Genomic DNA, 17128 nt, shown 5'->3' with positions numbered 1-17128 from the left:
GGTTACAGGTGGGCGCGGCTGTCGATCTTGTCGGTCGACAAATCCTCCAGGACGCTGCGGATGATCTCGCGCACGCGCTGTTCCTGCGGGCAGTCCTTGCCCTTGCGGGCGGCGGCGAAGAATTTGGCCAGCGCTTTGTGGTCCTCGCCAGCGAGGGCCTCGGTGAAGCCCTGCTGAACTTTCGCGGTCTGATCGGGCACGCGGTTGGGGGCGCTCTCATCGGCGGCCTGGCGACCATGCGCCCAGTTCATCGCGCGCGCGCAATAGAGGATGCTGCGGTCGAGCAGGATGAACGGGAAGCGCGGGTTGCTGACCGGCCCGAGCGTGAAGCGCTCGACACCGAGCGTGCGCTGGATGTCGAGCTTAGCCAGTTGTGAGGTGCCGAGCACGCCGAGCACGCTGCCGATGCCAGCACCGATCAGGGTGCCGGCGCCGAATGAGAGGCCACCGACGCCGAGGTCGATGGCGCCGCCGGTGGCCGCGCCGGCGGCGGCGCTGGCGAGCACCGTCTGATGGCGATTCAAGCCGAGATGGCGCTCGACCTCATCGGAGAACAGATCCTTGACCAGCAAGGAGCTGGGCGAGACATTCCAGACGCGATGTTTGAAATGGCCCCGGATCTCGGCCTGGGTCTCGTTCTCGAGGTTGCGCAGTCCATCCTGCAGCGTTTCGGTCATGCGCTTGCGCAGCACATCGCGTTCCTGATCGGAGCCGAGTTCATTGGTCTTGACGATCTTCACCACCTTGAAGGTCAGCGCCTTGCGCAGCAGCTCCAGGATGCTGGAGACGCTGTGATCGATGCGCCGCTGCCAGTCGCGCTCGAAGGCGCGCACGGTCTCGTCGAGCATCGGCTCCCAGCGTTGATCGACGGTCTTGAGGGCGTTGAGCAGCGCGATGCGCTCGGCATAGGTGGCGCGATGCGCGTTGAACTCGCGCACCGAGTTGAACGACTTGTTCAACGCATCCTGCCAGGCCGCCATGTGTTTATTGTTGGCCGTCAGGTTATTGAGGATGGCCATGCGCGGCTGGCCGGTGAGGCGCAGCAGCTCCATCTCGGTGCGGTCCTTCTCCTTGATGCGCTTGGAGCCGTCGACCACCAAGATGATGGCCGCGCCATCGGCAATCGGTTGCAGCAGCGCGCAGTCGTGGCTGTAGAGGCGATCGTGACTATGGCTGTCGAGGAAGGCGCGCGCGAGCCCCATCCCGCCCGGATGGCGTTGAAACCACTCGAGGATGTCGGTCGGGTTCTGGAAGCCGGGCGTGTCGATGAACCGCAGCACCGTCTTGCCGTCGATCTCGACCGGATATTGGTCGGAGCGCGTGGTGGTGCCGGCGCGTTTGTCGATGGCGATGCGGTCATTCTCGGTCAAGGTCGCGACCACCGACGACTTGCCAGCATTCGGGTGGCCAACGATGGCGATAGTTGGAACCTGGGCGTCCATTAAGGGGCCTCGTCATCTGCGGGCGCGAGCATGATCAAGCGCAGATAGGGATCGCCCATCTGCTCGATCTTGCGCTGCCAGTCGGCAAAATCGAAATCGCTCAACGGCGGTAGTGGATCATCGACGTCTTCGGGATCGCCGGTCAGTGCCAGCAGCACCTGGGCTTGGTCGCCAGCGGCGGAACGGACGCCGCGCAGGAAGCGGAGATTCTCGGTGATCGGGGGCTGAGAGCCGTCCTGGATGAGCGCGATCCGCGCCGGCGGCGCACTCCAAGTGGCGTGGCTGATCATCTCGATTGCTTGCTCGGTCATCGCCCGTCCGCCGCCATAGGTGGCTGCGGCCGCGATACGCCAGCCAGTCTGATCACGCAGGAGCTGTTGCAGGCGGGCGTGGTCCTGCTCCTCGAGCATGTCGGCGACGTCGATATGCAGCAGCAGGATGCAGGCATCGGCTTCCACCGCGAGGTGTGGCGGTGGTTGCTGCGTGTCGCTCGCCTCGGGGTCCGCGCTCGGCTCGGGCGGCGGGGCGTGCCGCGCCTGGGCCGGCGCGGATGGCGGAGGCTGGGGGGTGGTCGGGGTTTCCCGCAGAGCTTCCGGCGGGGCCTCCGGGGGAAGCTCCTCCGGCGTCGCCGTCGAGTGTGTCGGCGGCTGCGTTGGCGACTCGGCGGGTGGCCCTGGCGAGTTCGCGGGCGCTGCCGCGTCCGCGTCCGGGCGCGCAGGCGCCAAGGAGGCAGGCGCGAGCGGCGCCTTCGGGGGGCGCGGCGCGGCGGTTGGCCGGGTCAGCGGCTTGAGCGGCGCGGGAATCGGCATCTCCGGCCCCGTGCCTGAGTGGATCGTGCGGGTCTCGATGCTCGGCGTGATCATGCGCGCGTAGGGGGCCTGCGCGCTTTGGTGCGTGAACGGCAAGGCGGTGAGGGCACGTCGCTGCTTGAAGGCCGAGAGGCCGAGCAGCGTGACCCGCGGCAGCAGGCCATAGGTAAACACGGCCAACACCAGGAACCACCGCCAAGAGCGCAGCTGGTCGGCATCGAGCACATAAAGCGGATCCTTGAGGCTGATGCGCGTACCGGCGATCTCTTGCAGCGTTGGCACGCCGACGCCCTCGCCGAACAGCCAGCTCCAAGGCAACGCGATCAGGCGCGTGAGATGCTGGACGGTCTCGGCGCTGATGTTCATCGCCGATCCCCAGCCGAAACCGAGATCGGCGAACCAGATCAGGGCGATGGTCATGAAAATGGCGCCGATATTGAAGCCGATGCCGAAGACCTGCGCCGGGACGAGCATCGGGAGATAGCTCGCGGGACCGTAGAGGGCATAGTTGGCTTGCAACAATCCCTGCTTGGCCTTGGCCTGCTCGCGCAGCTCGGGGGCGACATGGGTGATGCGCTGCTTTTGGATCCAGCGCGCCGCGCGCGAGAACAGCGGTCGCAGGATCTGCCCGAGCAAGGAGAGATCCTGGGCCGCGCCCTTGAACAAGCGCGAACGGCGACCGTACCAGAGCGTGAGCGTCGTGCCGACCAGGATCAGTTGCAGCAACACCAGCCAGAATAGGTACCAGGCGACATTGACCGGATGATCGCCCTCATAGTGCAGTAGGGTCGAGGCCACGCCGAGCCCGGCGGCGACGCCCAGCACGCCCATGACGGTGGTCACTAGGCGTTGCGCACGGGCGAAAGCCTGGCCCGGAAGCAGCTCGGCGAGCGCCGGGTCTTCTTGCTCGCGGCGCAGCTCCAGCCACCAGCGCAGCGCGCGATTGCGATGCTTGCTGCTGTGGGCGTCGGCCTCGCCGATGAGCGGCGCGATCTGCTCTTTGTAGAGGTGGCGATCGCGCTCGGCGAGGTGTTTACGTTGTGCCGGATGCTCATGCAGCAGGCGCTCGTCTTCGTCGACGTAGTAGTCGAAGTCGATGAGGTCTGGAACCTGCCAGTGCAGCGCACGAGGCCTGCCACTGCGAGCGCCTTGGATGATTGGCGCTAGACGCCGAAGAGGGGAGTCCATGGGGAGTTAGCTGTGCGACGACTGGTGAGAGTGCCTGCCCGGATGGCTCAAAAAACACAGAGCCTGTTGCTGACTGCAAGGTATACCGCGCATGGTCTCAGGATCAAGGGCTCGCGCTTGGGTTGATATACAGCAAGCCTTGATCATGATGGGGGCATGCTTTGCTGGCACGAAAAAAATTTCGGCTGCTATACTGTCAGGCATGATTGACATCAGCTCGAGTTGACACTTTGACCAGCGATCCACCCCCGGCAGGGACTCTTGCAGCGCACGCGCTGGATGCCGCGAAAAAACCCAAGGCCGTGATCATCGGTAGCGGCTTTGGCGGACTCGCTGCGGCGATTCGCCTCGGGTTCCGCGGCTACCAAGTGACCGTCGTCGAGAAACTCGATGCCCCGGGCGGGCGTGCCTATGTGCACGAGATCGATGGCTTCACCTTCGACGCCGGCCCGACCATCATCACCGCGCCCTTCCTGCTCGATGAACTCTGGGAGATGTGCGGGCGCACCTTCAGGGACGAGATCGATCTGCGCCCGATGGACCCCTTCTATCGCATCCGCTTCGATGACGGCGCGGTCTTCGACACCAATGGCGATGCCGAGGCCATGCGCGCTCAGGTCGAGCGCTTCGCGCCGGACGATGTCGAGGGCTACGAACGCTTCCTCAAGGCCAGCGAGGAGATCTTCCAAGTCGGCTTCGTCGAGCTTGGCCATGTGCCGTTCACGCACTGGCAAGACATGGCGCGTATTGTGCCGAAAATGGTCAAATTGCGCAGCTATCGCAGCGTCTACGCGATGGTTTCGCAGTATGTCAAGGACGAGCGGCTGCGCGTCGCGCTCTCGTTCCATCCGCTGCTGATCGGCGGTAACCCGTTCACGGTCACCTCCATCTACACGCTGATCTCCTACCTCGAGCGGCATTGGGGCGTGCACTCGGCGATCGGTGGCACCGGTGCCATCGTCAACGGCCTGGTCGATCTGATCCAGGGCCAGGGCGGCGAGTTGCGCCTGAACGCCGAGGTGACCGAGATCACCGTCGAGAACGGCAAGGCGACGGGCGTCAAGCTCAAGAATGGCGAGCAGATCGGCGCCGATATCGTCGTCTCCAACGCCGATGTCGCTTGGACCTACAAGCATCTGCTGCCAAGCGTCACTCGCACGCACTGGACCGATCCCAAGCTCGACAAGGCGCGCTACTCCAACGGCCTGTTCGTCTGGTACTTCGGCACCAAGCGCCGCTACGAGGATGTCAAGCATCACAGCATCCTGCTCGGGCCGCGCTATAAAGCGTTGCTGCAAGATATCTTCGATCGCAAGGTGCTCGCGGACGATTTCAGCCTCTATCTGCACCGCCCGACGGCGACCGATCCAGCGCTCGCGCCCGAGGGCTGCGATACCTTCTATGTGCTCGCCCCGGTGCCGCATCTGGACGCGGAGATCGACTGGGCCGAGCGCGCCGAGCCGTATCGACGCGCCATCTCGGCCTATCTCTCCGACACCCTGCTGCCGGATCTCGAGGAGCAGCTCGCGGTGTCGTTGATCACCACGCCCAAGGATTTCGAACAGCGCCTGTGCTCGGTCAAGGGCGCTGGTTTCAGCCTGGAGCCGGTGCTCATGCAGAGCGCCTGGTTCCGCCCGCACAACAAAAGCGAAGAGGTCGAGCACCTCTACATGGTCGGCGCTGGCACCCACCCCGGAGCGGGTGTGCCCGGCGTCATCTCGACAGCACGTGTACTCGATAAGGTGGTCCCTGATGCCTCTGTTTTTGCGTGAAATGAAGACCTCGGATGCGACGGACCTAGCCGCTTGTCGGCAGATGCTGAGCAACGGCTCGAAGTCGTTCTTCGCCGCGTCTTTCTTTTTGCCTAAGGTGATCCGTGATCCGGCCGCAGCGCTCTACGCGTTCTGCCGCGTCGCCGATGATGCGATCGACGAACAACGCGATCAGCAGGCGGCGCTTGCCGAGCTGCGCGAGCGACTCGATCGGGTCTATCAGGGCCGGCCGCAGGAGCTGGCGCCGGATCGCGCCTTCGCGGCGACGGTCGAGCGCTTCGAGGTGCCGCGCGCGCTGCCGGAGGCTCTGCTCGAAGGCTTTGAATGGGATGCCGACGGGCGCGACTACGAGACCATTGAGGGCGTGTTCGACTACTCGGCGCGCGTCGCCGCCGCCGTTGGCGCCATGATGACCGTGATCATGGGGGTGCGCGATCCACATGTGCTGGCACGCGCCTGTGATCTCGGCAGCGCGATGCAGCTGACCAATATCTGCCGCGATGTGGGCGAGGATGCCCGCAATGGCCGCGTCTATCTGCCCAAGGCCTGGCTGCGTGAGGAGGGCTTGGATGTCGAGGCTTGGTTGGCCAAGCCGACCTACAACGAGGCCGTCGGTGCCGTCACCAAGCGCGTGTTGGAGATGGCCGAGACGCTCTATCAGCGCGCCGAGTCCGGCATCGCCAAGCTGCCTGTGGCCTGTCGGCCGGGGATCTATGCCGCGCGCCTGCTCTACGCCGAGATCGGCCGCGAGGTGGCTCGCAACGGCTACGATTCCGTGACCACGCGCGCGGTTGTGGCGCCAGGGCGTAAGGTGACATTGTTGAGCCGAGCCGTGGCCGCGACCCCATTTCCAGGGCGTCGCTGCGCCGATCCAGCATTGGCCGAGAATCAGTTCTTGGTCAGCGCGGCCGCAGCGAAGGCAGGTCCGGCGAAGTCGCGGGCCGCTGTGCTGAGGGCGGATCAAGGTCGCTCTGCTCAAGGGAAAGGCCAGTGCCTAATGGAGCAGCAGGCTCCGCAGTCGGTGGGCGAGAAGCTGGTATGGGTGCTGGATCTGTTCGCGACCCTGGACGAGCGTCAACGCACGGCATCCCTGGGCTGAGTTCCTGCGCGGATATCCACCACAGGAGGCGATTCATGAGCTTCTACATCGGCATCCTGGCGCTGGTGCTCGGCGCCTTCTACTTCTGGCGCAGCGCGCGGCATCGCAGATTGGTCATCGGCGCCCGTGAGCGGGCCGAAGCCAATGGCGGCACGCCGGAGATCGATCCGTTCTTGGCCTCGATGGGCCTAACGTTCATGCCCTTCTTCCTGCTCTATGGCGCCTTCACGTCGCTGCTGCTGATTGGCGGTTACTTCCTGACCGATCTCAAACAGTATTTGTCGCTGTTCGATCTGTTCGGGCTCCTGACGCTGGTCGTTGCCTATACCGGCTGGATCCTGATTCGGACCTATTACAACAAGCTGGGGCTCGATTTCTCGGGCAGCTAGTGCTTGGCCCGCTCCTGCGCGGGCAGCTCGGCAGCGCCGCCGATCCAGGGCTCGCGATGCCAGCTACCCGCGCGATACACCAGCACCTCTCCGCGCGCCTCTTGCCAGTCCGCGAGCACGTGCCGCATGGCGGGCTGTCCATCGAGGTTGAACGCGTGATCCCCGGGCCGGTGGGTATGACCATGGATCAGCCGGCGCACCGCGTGGCGCTGCATCCGCAAGCTGACCGCGCCACTGTTCACGTCCATGATCTCGGCCGATTTGCCCGCCATCGCTTCGCTGCTGCGTTGTCGATAATCCGTGGCGATGCGGCGGCGCTTCTGTAGCGGCGACCACAGAAACAGGCGTTGGACCAGCGGGTTGCGCACTCGTCGGCGGAAGCGCTGGTAGGCGAGGTCGTCGCTGCAGAGGAGATCGCCGTGCATCAACAGGATCGGCTCATCGCCGAGCCGGATGCGGCATGGATCGCCGATGAGATCACAGCCCGTCGCCCGCGCGAAGCGCCGGCCGATGAGGAAGTCGCGATTGCCATGCATGAGCGCGCAGCGCGTGCCCTGGCGCGTTAGCCGCTGCAAGGCGACGCGCACCTCGGGCAGGGGGTCGTCGTCATCGCCGATCCAGGCGTCGAAGAGATCACCGAGGATGTAGAGCTGGTGCGCGCCAGTGGCCCGCTGCTCGAGGAAGCCGACGAAGAGCGCGGTCAGTGCAGGCCGCTGCGGCGAGAGATGCAGATCGGAGATGAACAGGGTCTCGCCCGCGCACGGCGACTCAGCCATGGCGCGGCTCCGCCATGGTCCCGGTGACTGCGCCGTTACTGTCTCGGCGGCTGTGCACCCTGTGTCCGGCGGTCGGGCTAGTCGAGAATCTCGGCGCGCTCGATGATGACATCTTCGACGGGAACGTCTTGATGACCTTGGCGGCCGCCGGTCTTGATCTCCTTGATCGCATTGACCACCTCCATGCCCTCGGTCACCTGGCCGAAGACGCAGTAGCCCCAGCCATCCTGCCCCGGGTGGTCGAGGAAACTGTTGTCCGAGACATTGATGAAGAACTGCGACGAGGCCGAATGCGGGTCGTTGGTGCGGGCCATGGCGATGGTGCCGACCTTGTTCTTGAGCCCATTGTTGGCCTCGTTCTCGATCGGGGGACGCGTCGCTTTGGGAGCGAAGTTGACGTCCATGCCGCCACCTTGAATCATGAAGCCATTGATGACGCGGTGGAACAGGGTGCCGTCGTAATGGCCGTCGCGCACGTACTGCTCGAAGTTCGCGGCCGTGGCCGGGGCGTTCTCGTGATCGAGTTCGAGCAGGATGTCGCCGTGATTGGTCTTGAGTTTAATCATCAGTATTCTCCATGGTGTCGGGCCCAGCTTATCAAAACTAGCCGCGAGATGCCCCCGCCGAGGTTTCCGGTTGTTCGCGCCGGCCGCGTTTTGGTCGACCCGTCCCCTTTGTTAGTATCGCTGTCCCCGTCGCTTGGATACGTCCTCCCATGTTACAGATCCACAATAGCCTGACCCGCCGCAAAGCCCCTTTTCAGCCGATCGAGCCCGGCAAGGTCCGCATGTATGTCTGCGGGATGACGGTCTACGACTATTGTCATCTCGGCCACGCGCGGGTGCTGGTGGTCTTCGATGTGATCTACCGCTGGTTGATGCGCAGCGGCTACGCGGTGAGCTATGTGCGCAATATCACCGACATCGACGATAAGATTCTGGCCCGCGCGCTCGCCAACGAGGAGTCCTTCATCGCCCTGACCGAGCGGTTCATCGGCGCCATGCACGAGGACGCGGCCGCGCTCGGCGTCCTGCCGCCGACTGATGAGCCGCGCGCCACCGCCCATATCGACGAGATCGTCGCGATGATCGAGCGGCTGATCGAGAACGGGCATGCCTATGTCGCCGCCAATGGCGATGTCTACTATGCCGTCGCAAGCTTCCCAGGCTATGGGCGTCTGTCCGGTAAAGACCCCAAGGATCTGCGCGCTGGGGCTCGGGTCGAGGTAGAGGATGCCAAACGCGATCCGCTCGACTTCGCGCTCTGGAAGGCGGCCAAGCCGGGTGAGCCGGCCTGGTCCGCGCCCTGGGGCGAGGGGCGGCCGGGCTGGCACATCGAATGCTCGGCGATGTCGACCTGCCGGCTCGGCAATCATTTCGATATCCATGGTGGCGGTGCCGACCTGCAGTTCCCGCACCATGAGAACGAGATCGCTCAGTCCGAGGGGGCGACCGGTGAGCCCTTCGTCAACGTCTGGATACACAATGGCTTCGTACGCATCAACGACGAGAAGATGTCCAAGTCACTGGGCAACTTCTTCACCGTGCGCGAAATTCTAGAGCGCTACCAGGCCGAGGAGGTGCGCTACTTCATCCTCACCAGTCATTACCGTAGCCCGCTCAACTATGACGACAGCCAGCTCGACGGCGCGCGTGCGGCGCTCACGCGCCTGTACACGGCGTTGCGCGGCTTGCCGGCTGTCGATGTCGAGGCCGAGGCCGAGGAAGCAGCCAAAGCGGTGGCTGAAGGCACGTCTGAGGAGACGCATCGAGTGACTGCGGGGGCTGCTGAGGGGGCGGCGCCTCGGGGGGCAACTGGAAGGGCACTTGGAAGCGAGCAGGCGCGCGCGCGTTTCGCCGCCGCCATGGATGACGACTTCAACACCCCCGAGGCGCTCGCGGTGTTGTTCGATCTGGCGCGCGAGATCAACCGCGTGCGCGACACCGATCCGCGCGCCGCAGCCGCCCTTGGTGCCGAATTGCGCCAGCTCGCCGCTGTGCTTGGGCTCTTGGAGCAGGATGCGGATGCCTATCTGCGTGGCGACAGCACGGAAGGCCCGAGTGACGCGGAGATCGAGGGGCTGATCGCGGCGCGCGCCGAGGCGCGGCGGGCGCGCGATTTCGCCGAAGCCGATCGCCTCCGCGACCAGCTCCAGACGGCTGGGATTCAGCTTGAGGATGGCGCCGGCGGTACCACCTGGCGCCGCGCATAGCAAGCGTCCAGCAACACTCGGGAAATAGGCTATAGACCGCTACATAGCGGCCCGTTCAGCCTGCGAGGTCGGCGGCCTGCAAGGTGTTTTCGAGCAGACTGGCGATGGTCATTGGGCCAACCCCGCCGGGGACAGGCGTGATCCAGCTTGCTTGCTCGCGCGCAGCGTCGAAATCGACATCGCCGCAGAGCTTGCCGGCGGCGTCTCGGTTCATGCCGACATCAATGACGATGGCGCCGGGCTTGATCCAATCGCCGGGCACGAATCGCTCGCGGCCGATCGCGACCACGAGGAGATCGGCGCCCCGCGCCTTCGCGGCCAGGTCTTGGGTGCGGCTATGGCACACGCTGATGGTGCAGCGCGCCGCGAGCAGCTCCAGCGCCATGGGTCGCCCGACGATATTCGACTGCCCGATGATGACTGCGTCCAGGCCTTCCAGCGCCTGTCCGGTGCGCGCGAGCAGCGTCATGACGCCCTTCGGCGTGCAGGGCCGCAGCACTGGCATGCGCAACGATAGCCGACCGACGTTATAGGGATGGAAGCCGTCGACGTCCTTGGTCGGCAGGATGCGCTCGATCACGGCCTCGGGATCGATCTGTGCCGGCAGCGGCAGCTGTACCAGGATGCCGTGGATGGCGGGGTCGGCGTTCAGCGCATCGACCACCTCGAGCAGCTCCGCCTGCGAGACACTGGCGGGCAGCTTGCGCAGCTCGGAATGGAAGCCGACCTCGGCACAGGCCTTGTGCTTGTTGCGCACATAGACCTGCGAGGCCGGGTTGTCGCCGACCAGCACCACGGCCAGCCCCGGTGTTGGCTTGCCTGCTCGCCGGCGCTCGGCGACCTGGGTCGCCACCTCGGCACGAACCTCGGCGGCGATGGCCTTTCCGTCTAGAATCTTTGCACTCATTCTCGTTACTCTCAGTCCCGCTTCGCAGTCCTACTCTAGCTCAGCGCTGCATCCTAACCTTGTGGCGGGATTCCTGCATGGGTCTCGCGCAGGCGAAGGCGTCCATGCGTTGACGCCTTGGCTCGCGGGGCGTATTCTAAAGGGCTTACCAGGCGACCCTGTATGGCTGGTAAGCAAGAAAGCAGCACAGCTCGGGGTATAGCGCAGTCTGGTAGCGCGCCTGCTTTGGGAGCAGGATGTCGGGGGTTCGAATCCCTCTACCCCGACCAATACGGCGGTGGAATGAGCGCCCGTAGCTCAGCTGGATAGAGCAACGGCCTTCTAAGCCGTTGGTCGCAGGTTCGAGTCCTGCCGGGCGCGCCAATGCGCGCGGATTGTTTGACGTTCAGTGAGTCAGCGTCGTTTCGATGGTGGACGTAGCTCAGTTGGTAGAGCACAGGATTGTGGCTCCTGCGGTCGTGGGTTCGATCCCCATCGTCCACCCCAATCAAAAAAGGGCTCAAGCATTCGCTTGAGCCCTTTTTGTTTGTCCATTCCAGGCGTGAAAGCCGTCGCTGTTGCCAGCGGCCTTTTGGGAGGTGTGTTCCGTATGTCCGAGGCGACGAAGCAGTTCTACGCCGGGTTATTGCAGCGCCATGGCACCTCTTGCCGCGCGTTGTCGTTTTCGTCCGTATCGACTCAGCAGGCCCGCTTCGCGGCGCTGCTGCCGGTGTTGCCGACAACGCGGGATACGGCGTTTTCGCTGCTCGACGTCGGCTGCGGATTCGCTGACCTGTATGGGTATCTGCTCGAGGCCGGTTATCGCGAGGTTCACTACACGGGGCTCGATATCATGCCCGAGTTCACCGCCCATGCTGCCGCCCGTTATCCCGAGGCCACCTTCATCACCGGCGACTTTCTCCAACGAGGGCCGCAGGGCGGACACTACGATGTCGTGCTCTCCTCGGGGGCGCTGAATCTGGTCAACGAGCAGTATCCAGATCATTACGACTTCGTGTTCGCGATGCTCGAGCAGATGTATCAGACCGCGACCCAGGCCGTGGCCTTCAATCTGCTTTCTGCGGAGGGTAAGCGCCATTTCGCCCATGATGCGCGCTTTTTCTACTGCCAGGCCGAGCGGGTGCTGGCGTATTGTCGAGGCAAGGCCCCGGCAACAGAACTCGATCACGGTTATCTCAGCTACGATTTTGCGATCCGCTCTCGGCTCGGTGACCCCGCACCCTAAAGTCGGGGTCGTGGTGTGCGCAGACGCACATAAAGGCTCGCGAAGAAGAGCAGGAGATTGACCGCGCCGACGACGACGAAGGGCGCGCGCGGATCGACGCTATCGAAGAGGCGCCCGCCGATCGCGGTGATGATCAGGATGCCGAAGGCGCCAGAGATATTGAAGGCGCTGAGCACAGACCCGCGCTGGTTCTTGGGCGCCTCCTGGCCGATCAGCGATTGGGCGGCGAGGAAGACGCTGATCTGGCCGATGCCCTGAAGGATGAAGAAGATCAACCGATAATCGCCATAGGGATCGGCGAGCAGGATCAGGGCGAGATTGCCGATGGCCGCCAGCACCATGCAGATGGCGAGCCCGGTGACCCGGTCCATGCGGTCGAGGATCGGCCCCATCACCGGTGCCCAGGCCAGCGCCGAGATCTGCGCGATGACGAAGATGAGGGTGCCGTTCATCACCGCCTCGGCATCGGTCATGCCGGCGGCGCGTCCGGCGAGCGTGCCCCAGAGGATCAGGAAGGCGGCGTTAACTGATTGATCGCCACGGGCGATGAAGGCGGCGCCGTAGGCGAGCAGAACGCGCGGGTTGCGGGCCTGAGCGAAGCCGCTCAGGAACAGAGCGCGCACCGACGGGCGCTCCTCGCGATGCACCGGCACCCCGCCGCGCAGCCCGAAGCGGACCACCAGGGCGCCGAGGACGCAAAGGCCGGCTACCCCCAGATGGGTCAGCAGACCGGCTTCCACGGGCCCGAATCCGCGAAGTGTGAGGATTTCCGGCAGCGAGCCGAAACCCTGGTTCATCACCACCACGCCGAGGCCGCTCAGCACCCCGACCATGGCCACGAGCTTGCCCCGGCAGCGCTCGAGGGGATAGTCGACCAGCACCGTCGAGAGCGCCCCCGCCACGGCCACCACGCCGATCCCATAGAGCACCCGCGAGGCGAACAGCCACTCCACCCCAGTGGCGAGTGGATAGAGGACGTAGGTGGCGCCGAGCATCAGGAAGCCGACGGCGAACACCCCGCGCCGGCTGACCCGATCGATCAGGATGCCAGCCGGCATGAACAGCAGCAGGGTGATGATTTCGGTGAAAAAGACCAGGTCGCCGGTGATGGTGCCCTGGGCCGATTGGGGGACACCCAGATGGGCATTGAGGATGTAGGTTTGCCCAGACGTGATGAAGGTCATCAGGCCGATCGACAGAAAGGCCGAGAGCAGAAAGGTATAACCGTTGAGACGGGTGACGCCGGGCGTGAGGGCGACCGGGCCGATGCGAGACAGCGTGGCGTCGTCCTTGGCGCCCGCCGAGGTCGCCTCAGGGGCGGATGTAGACATAGCCCTGCGACTGCAAGTCGGCGATGCGGGTCACGCCGCCCTGCTCAGCGATGAGGAAGCCGTCGAGCAGTTCATCGCGGTCGAAGTCCATCAACTCTAGGGTCCTGGCGCAGGCCTCGAAGGTCACGCCTTGCTCCTGCAGCTTGGCGACGTTCTCCCGCACCCGATTCACGGCCTCGATGTCATGGAAGCGTGTCACCGCTGGGCCGTGCGCGACGAGCACGATGTTGATCTTCTCGGGTCCGCCCACGCCATCGATGTGATTCTGGATGTTGTTGAGCGCGAACCCGACCTTCTCTTCATCGCTGACGTGATAGACCACATCGAGTTTGCCATCGGCGGCAAAGGTGCTGCCGGCGGCAAACATGAGGGAAAGGCCGAGCAGGAGGTGACGCAGTGTTTGGTTCATGGGTCTTGTTTTACTCCTCTGAACAGGTTTTTGGTGGTGTTATAAGGCGCCCGAGGCGAAGTCCGCGAGCCGCGAACGCTCGCCCCGCAGCAGGGTGATGTGGCCGCTGTGATCCCAGTCCTTGAAGCGGTCCACCACATAGGTCAACCCCGAGGTGGTCTCGGTCAGATAGGGCGTGTCGATCTGCGCGATGTTGCCCAGGCAGATGATCTTGGTGCCGGGGCCGGCACGCGTGATCAGCGTCTTCATCTGTTTGGCGGTCAGGTTTTGCGCCTCGTCGAGGATGATGTACTTGTGCAGGAAGGTGCGCCCGCGCATGTAGTTCAACGACGAGATGCGAATCCGGTTGCGCACCAGGTCATTGGTCGCGGCGCGGCCCCAGTCGCCGCCTTCGGTCTGGGTCAGGACCTCGAGATTATCCATCAAGGCGCCCATCCAAGGCGTCATCTTTTCTTCCTCGGTGCCGGGCAGGAAGCCGATGTCCTCGCCGACCGGCACCGTGACCCGGGTCATGATGATCTCGCGGTAGCGCCCGCAGTCGAGCACCTGCGCCAGCCCGGCGGCCAGGGCCAGCAAAGTCTTGCCGGTGCCGGCGGTACCGAGCAGGGTGACGAAATCCAGGTCCGGGTCCATGAGCATGTTCAGGGCGAAGTTCTGCTCGCGGTTGCGCGCGGTGATGCCCCAGACATTGTGCCGCTGGACGCGATAGTCCTCGGCGAGTTCGATGATCGCCTCGGTCTCGCTGTGCTTCTCCCGCACGATTGCCTCGAAGGCGTCGTCGCCCTCGAGGTTCAGACATTCGTTAACGTACCAGTCCGAGACATCCGGGCCGCTGATCCGATAGAAGGTCCGTCCCTCTTCCTTCCAGGCGTCGACGGCTTTCGCATTGTGCTCCCAGAAGTCGCCGGGCAGGGTCGCCATGCCCGTATAGAGCAGGTTGACGTCGTCGAGAACCTGGTCGTTCGAGTAGTCCTCGGCGGCGATCCCGAGCACCGCAGCCTTGATCCGCAGGTTGATGTCCTTGGAGACGATGACGATTGAGCGCCCAGGCGACTGCTCCCGCCGCTGCAGCTCCAGCGCTGTCGCGAGGATATCGTTGTCGGCCGAGGTGCCCGGTAGCACGCTGGCCAAGTCCGTGCTCAGACGCTCGGTCTGGAAGATCAGGCGACCCGTCGGCGCCTCGGTGAAGCCGCGCCCGAATTCGCTCAGCGGATGGATGGGCAGACCGGCCTCGATCTCGTCGCGATCGGCATCGCTCATCAGTTCATCGAGGAAGCGGCTCACCTGACGCACGTTGCGTGCGACCTCCGACAGCCCCTTCTTACCGGCATCGAGTTCCTCGAGCACGATCATCGGCAGGTAGATATCGTGTTCTTGGAAGCGGAATAGGGCGGTCGGGTCGTGCATCAACACATTGGTGTCGAGCACGAACAGGCAGTGGTCGCTGTCGCGCTTGATCATCGATCCTGATCTCAGCCGAGTGCACGAACGGCGGCAAGTACCTCGTCGACATGGCCCGGTACCTTGACCCCGCGCCATTCCTGGATCAGCGTGCCCTGCTCGTCGATCAGGAAGGTGCTGCGCTCGATGCCCAGCGATTCCTTGCCATACATCTTCTTGGGCTTGATGACGTCGAACGCCTTGCACAGCACCTCGTCCTTATCGGAAAGGAGGTCGAAGGTGAAGTGTTGATTGGCCTTGAAGTTTTCCTGCGCCTTGATGCCGTCGCGCGAGGCGCCAAGGAGGGCAGTCTTCGCGGCGGCAAAGTCGTCTGCGGCGGCGGTGAAGTCAAGACCTTCCTGAGTGCAGCCCGAGGTGCTCGCTTTCGGGTAGAAGAACAACACGAGGCGCTGGCCGCGAAAATCGCTCGGCTTGAGCTGTTTGTCGCCCGTGGCGGGCAGGGTGATATCGGGCACTGGTTCGTTGATTGCGACGGTCATCGAAGGTCTCCTCAAGGTTGGCGTTGGCTGTCGCCGGCAGGTTGCGCATCAGGCCTTCTGCGGCTCCAGCACGGCATCCAGGTTGAGCCCATCACAGTAATCCATGAATTCCTCGCGCAGGGTGGCGATGTGAGTGTCCGCCGGGATGCCGACGGTCATGTGCACCGCGAACATGGGCGTGCCGGTATGCGCGGCGGCATAGGTGGTGGTGGCCATGTCTTCGATGTTGATGCGTCGCTCGGCAAAGAAGCCAGCGAGGTTGTTGACGATGCCGGGATGGTCCATCGCGATCACATCCACCGCATAGGGCAGCTTGCCCTCGCCTTGGGCGCGCGCGCCGGTGCGCTTGCAGACGATGGTGAGGTCGAGCGAGCGCTGCAGCTCGGGCAGTGCGTTCTCCACCTTCGCGAGGGTGTTCCATTTGCCCTCGACCAACAGGATGGCCGCGAACTCGCCGCCGAGTACCGTCATGCGGCTGTCTTCGATATTGCACCCATGCTCGAGGATGCTGCGCGAGAGGTCGTTCACCAGGCCGGGGTGGTCGGCACCGACTGCGGAGATGACGAGGAAAGTCTTGTGCGTGGCCATGTCTCTGAATTCCTGAGCGCTCGCGGCGGGGAGGGCTAAAGTGTAGCAGCAAGCGGTGATGTCAGGCCAAACGCCGCCACGCCGGCGCGGACCGGCGCTTGTAAAGGTTCAATCCCCCAAGATACCATTCCACTCTAGTTTTTTGCCGGGAGTAGGACGGTATGATCAGAGGCAGCATCGTCGCTCTCGTGACGCCGATGAGCGCAGAGGGCGAGGTCGACGGCGAGGCGCTTGAGCAGCTCGTTGAGCGACACATCCAGGCCGGGACCGCTGCCATCGTCGCCGTCGGTACCACCGGTGAGTCGGCGACGCTGGACGAGGCCGAGCACTGCGACGTGCTAGCGCGCACCGTCGCAGCCGCAGCGGGCCGCATTCCGGTCATCGCCGGCACCGGTGCGAACTCGACCGTGGAGGCCATCCGCCTGACGCGCTGTGCCGCCGATACCGGCGCCGACGCGGCCTTGTTGGTGACGCCTTACTACAACAAACCAACGCAAGCCGGCCTGATCGCGCATCATACGCAGATCGCCGATGCCGTCGATATCCCGCAGATCCTCTATAACGTGCCCGGTCGCACCGCCTGTGATCTCCTGCCGACAACGGCGATCGAACTCGCCCGGCATCCACGCATCGTCGGCATCAAGGACGCGACCGGCGAGTTGGGGCGGGTCGTCGAGCTACGCGCGGGCGCCGGCGCGGAGTTCGCCATCTACAGCGGTGATGACGCCACCGGCTGCGAGCTGATGCTCGAGGGTGGAGACGGGGTGATCTCGGTGACGACCAATGTCGCGCCCGAACTCATGGCCCAGCTGTGCGCGGCGGCGTTGGCCGGCGATGCGCGGCAGGCGCGGGCCTTGAACGCGCGGCTGGACCCGCTCCACCAGCGGTTGTTCGTCGAATCCAACCCCATACCGGTCAAATGGGCGCTCCATGAGATGGGGTTGATCCCGGCCGGCATTCGACTGCCGCTCACCTGGCTGTCGCCATCGCAGCATGCTGCGGTCCGTGAGGCGCTCGTCGAGGCGGGCGTCTTATGAAGCG

At 64.4% G+C, this 17128-nt stretch carries 16 protein-coding genes and 3 tRNA genes; 9 read left to right on the top strand and 10 right to left on the bottom strand.

The window, feature by feature from the left end:
• Positions 1-2: 2 nt before the first annotated feature.
• Positions 3-1442 (bottom strand): GTPase/DUF3482 domain-containing protein, encoded by a 1440-nt coding sequence (locus AC54T3_RS01435; RefSeq protein WP_496621730.1) that lies wholly within the window; start codon positions 1440-1442, stop codon positions 3-5.
• Complete coding sequence (locus AC54T3_RS01430) at positions 1442-3439, bottom strand: DUF2868 domain-containing protein (RefSeq protein ID WP_496621729.1); 1998 nt, start codon at positions 3437-3439, stop codon at positions 1442-1444. The genes AC54T3_RS01435 and AC54T3_RS01430 overlap by 1 nt, the downstream gene beginning before the upstream one ends.
• 230 nt (positions 3440-3669) lie before the next feature.
• On the opposite strand from AC54T3_RS01430, the gene AC54T3_RS01425 reads away from it, so the two are divergent.
• Genes AC54T3_RS01425 through AC54T3_RS01415 form a run of 3 tightly spaced genes read left to right on the top strand, consistent with a single transcriptional unit; the run spans position 3670 to position 6699 of the window.
• Positions 3670-5211 (top strand): phytoene desaturase, encoded by a 1542-nt coding sequence (locus AC54T3_RS01425; protein ID WP_496621728.1) that lies wholly within the window; start codon positions 3670-3672, stop codon positions 5209-5211.
• A complete protein-coding gene (locus tag AC54T3_RS01420; RefSeq protein ID WP_496621726.1) occupies positions 5192-6310 on the top strand; it encodes a phytoene/squalene synthase family protein in 1119 nt (372 codons plus the stop codon). The genes AC54T3_RS01425 and AC54T3_RS01420 overlap by 20 nt, the downstream gene beginning before the upstream one ends.
• Positions 6311-6345: 35 nt before the next feature.
• On the top strand, positions 6346-6699 hold the full coding sequence (locus AC54T3_RS01415; protein WP_496621724.1) for a hypothetical protein: 354 nt from the start codon (positions 6346-6348) through the stop codon (positions 6697-6699).
• Here AC54T3_RS01415 and AC54T3_RS01410 read toward each other — a convergent pair.
• Both AC54T3_RS01410 and AC54T3_RS01405 read right to left on the bottom strand, forming a co-directional pair.
• Entirely contained in the window at positions 6696-7475 is a 780-nt protein-coding gene (locus tag AC54T3_RS01410) for a UDP-2,3-diacylglucosamine diphosphatase (RefSeq protein WP_496621723.1), read from the bottom strand. The two genes, AC54T3_RS01415 and AC54T3_RS01410, sit on opposite strands and share 4 nt — an antisense overlap.
• A 77-nt stretch (positions 7476-7552) precedes the next feature.
• The gene (locus tag AC54T3_RS01405) at positions 7553-8041 is read right to left on the bottom strand and encodes a peptidylprolyl isomerase (protein WP_496621722.1); all 489 of its coding nucleotides are present in this window, start codon (positions 8039-8041) and stop codon (positions 7553-7555) included.
• Between the two features lie 149 nt (positions 8042-8190).
• Here AC54T3_RS01405 and cysS point away from each other — a divergent pair, with 149 nt between their 5' ends.
• Positions 8191-9687 carry a cysteine--tRNA ligase gene (cysS, locus tag AC54T3_RS01400; RefSeq protein ID WP_496621721.1) on the top strand — a complete coding sequence of 499 codons (1497 nt, stop codon included), beginning with the start codon at positions 8191-8193 and terminating at the stop codon, positions 9685-9687.
• Between the two features lie 55 nt (positions 9688-9742).
• Here the strand turns inward: cysS and folD are convergent, their stop codons facing one another.
• On the bottom strand, positions 9743-10594 hold the full coding sequence (gene folD / locus AC54T3_RS01395; RefSeq protein ID WP_496621720.1) for a bifunctional methylenetetrahydrofolate dehydrogenase/methenyltetrahydrofolate cyclohydrolase FolD: 852 nt from the start codon (positions 10592-10594) through the stop codon (positions 9743-9745).
• 192 nt (positions 10595-10786) lie between these two features.
• Between folD and AC54T3_RS01390 the strand changes: the two genes are divergently transcribed.
• The 4 genes from AC54T3_RS01390 (at position 10787) to AC54T3_RS01375 (ending at position 11819) form a co-directional block, all read left to right on the top strand.
• Positions 10787-10863 (top strand) — tRNA-Pro (locus AC54T3_RS01390).
• 17 nt (positions 10864-10880) lie between these two features.
• Positions 10881-10957, top strand: a tRNA-Arg gene (locus AC54T3_RS01385).
• 47 nt (positions 10958-11004) lie between these two features.
• A tRNA-His gene (locus AC54T3_RS01380) sits at positions 11005-11080 on the top strand.
• 103 nt (positions 11081-11183) lie between these two features.
• Complete coding sequence (locus AC54T3_RS01375; RefSeq protein WP_496621718.1) at positions 11184-11819, top strand: class I SAM-dependent methyltransferase; 636 nt, start codon at positions 11184-11186, stop codon at positions 11817-11819.
• On the opposite strand, the gene AC54T3_RS01370 is transcribed toward AC54T3_RS01375, so the two are convergent.
• Genes AC54T3_RS01370 through AC54T3_RS01350 form a run of 5 tightly spaced genes read right to left on the bottom strand, consistent with a single transcriptional unit; the run spans position 11816 to position 16087 of the window.
• Complete coding sequence (locus AC54T3_RS01370) at positions 11816-13150, bottom strand: MFS transporter (RefSeq protein ID WP_496621717.1); 1335 nt, start codon at positions 13148-13150, stop codon at positions 11816-11818. The two genes, AC54T3_RS01375 and AC54T3_RS01370, sit on opposite strands and share 4 nt — an antisense overlap.
• Complete coding sequence (locus AC54T3_RS01365) at positions 13131-13559, bottom strand: DsrE family protein (RefSeq protein ID WP_496621715.1); 429 nt, start codon at positions 13557-13559, stop codon at positions 13131-13133. Before AC54T3_RS01365 ends, AC54T3_RS01370 begins: the two co-directional genes overlap by 20 nt.
• Before the next feature lie 39 nt (positions 13560-13598).
• Positions 13599-15020 (bottom strand): PhoH family protein, encoded by a 1422-nt coding sequence (locus AC54T3_RS01360; protein WP_496621713.1) that lies wholly within the window; start codon positions 15018-15020, stop codon positions 13599-13601.
• A gap of 11 nt (positions 15021-15031) precedes the next feature.
• The gene (locus tag AC54T3_RS01355; RefSeq protein WP_496621712.1) at positions 15032-15499 is read right to left on the bottom strand and encodes a peroxiredoxin; all 468 of its coding nucleotides are present in this window, start codon (positions 15497-15499) and stop codon (positions 15032-15034) included.
• Positions 15500-15547: 48 nt separating this feature from the next.
• Positions 15548-16087, bottom strand: coding sequence for a glycine cleavage system transcriptional repressor (locus AC54T3_RS01350; RefSeq protein ID WP_496621710.1), 540 nt, complete (start codon positions 16085-16087; stop codon positions 15548-15550).
• Between the two features lie 161 nt (positions 16088-16248).
• On the opposite strand from AC54T3_RS01350, the gene dapA reads away from it, so the two are divergent.
• Complete coding sequence (gene dapA / locus AC54T3_RS01345; RefSeq protein ID WP_496621709.1) at positions 16249-17124, top strand: 4-hydroxy-tetrahydrodipicolinate synthase; 876 nt, start codon at positions 16249-16251, stop codon at positions 17122-17124.
• Positions 17125-17128: the final 4 nt, after the last annotated feature.

Source organism: Halochromatium sp. NSM3 (genome assembly GCF_059621085.1).
Note: the sequence above shows the minus strand (reverse complement) of the source record. Positions and strands in the feature narration are given on the sequence as shown.

Coding starts and splice junctions, on each gene's coding strand:
- AC54T3_RS01415 (WP_496621724.1), top strand. CDS start 6,346: ATGAGCTTCTACATCGGCATCCTGGCGCTGGTGCTCGGCGCCTTCTAC.
- AC54T3_RS01435 (WP_496621730.1), bottom strand. CDS start 1,442: ATGGACGCCCAGGTTCCAACTATCGCCATCGTTGGCCACCCGAATGCT.
- AC54T3_RS01430 (WP_496621729.1), bottom strand. CDS start 3,439: ATGGACTCCCCTCTTCGGCGTCTAGCGCCAATCATCCAAGGCGCTCGC.
- AC54T3_RS01375 (WP_496621718.1), top strand. CDS start 11,184: ATGTCCGAGGCGACGAAGCAGTTCTACGCCGGGTTATTGCAGCGCCAT.
- AC54T3_RS01360 (WP_496621713.1), bottom strand. CDS start 15,020: ATGATCAAGCGCGACAGCGACCACTGCCTGTTCGTGCTCGACACCAAT.
- AC54T3_RS01420 (WP_496621726.1), top strand. CDS start 5,192: ATGCCTCTGTTTTTGCGTGAAATGAAGACCTCGGATGCGACGGACCTA.
- AC54T3_RS01350 (WP_496621710.1), bottom strand. CDS start 16,087: ATGGCCACGCACAAGACTTTCCTCGTCATCTCCGCAGTCGGTGCCGAC.
- dapA (WP_496621709.1), top strand. CDS start 16,249: ATGATCAGAGGCAGCATCGTCGCTCTCGTGACGCCGATGAGCGCAGAG.
- cysS (WP_496621721.1), top strand. CDS start 8,191: ATGTTACAGATCCACAATAGCCTGACCCGCCGCAAAGCCCCTTTTCAG.
- AC54T3_RS01355 (WP_496621712.1), bottom strand. CDS start 15,499: ATGACCGTCGCAATCAACGAACCAGTGCCCGATATCACCCTGCCCGCC.
- AC54T3_RS01365 (WP_496621715.1), bottom strand. CDS start 13,559: ATGAACCAAACACTGCGTCACCTCCTGCTCGGCCTTTCCCTCATGTTT.
- AC54T3_RS01405 (WP_496621722.1), bottom strand. CDS start 8,041: ATGATTAAACTCAAGACCAATCACGGCGACATCCTGCTCGAACTCGAT.
- folD (WP_496621720.1), bottom strand. CDS start 10,594: ATGAGTGCAAAGATTCTAGACGGAAAGGCCATCGCCGCCGAGGTTCGT.
- AC54T3_RS01410 (WP_496621723.1), bottom strand. CDS start 7,475: ATGGCTGAGTCGCCGTGCGCGGGCGAGACCCTGTTCATCTCCGATCTG.
- AC54T3_RS01370 (WP_496621717.1), bottom strand. CDS start 13,150: ATGTCTACATCCGCCCCTGAGGCGACCTCGGCGGGCGCCAAGGACGAC.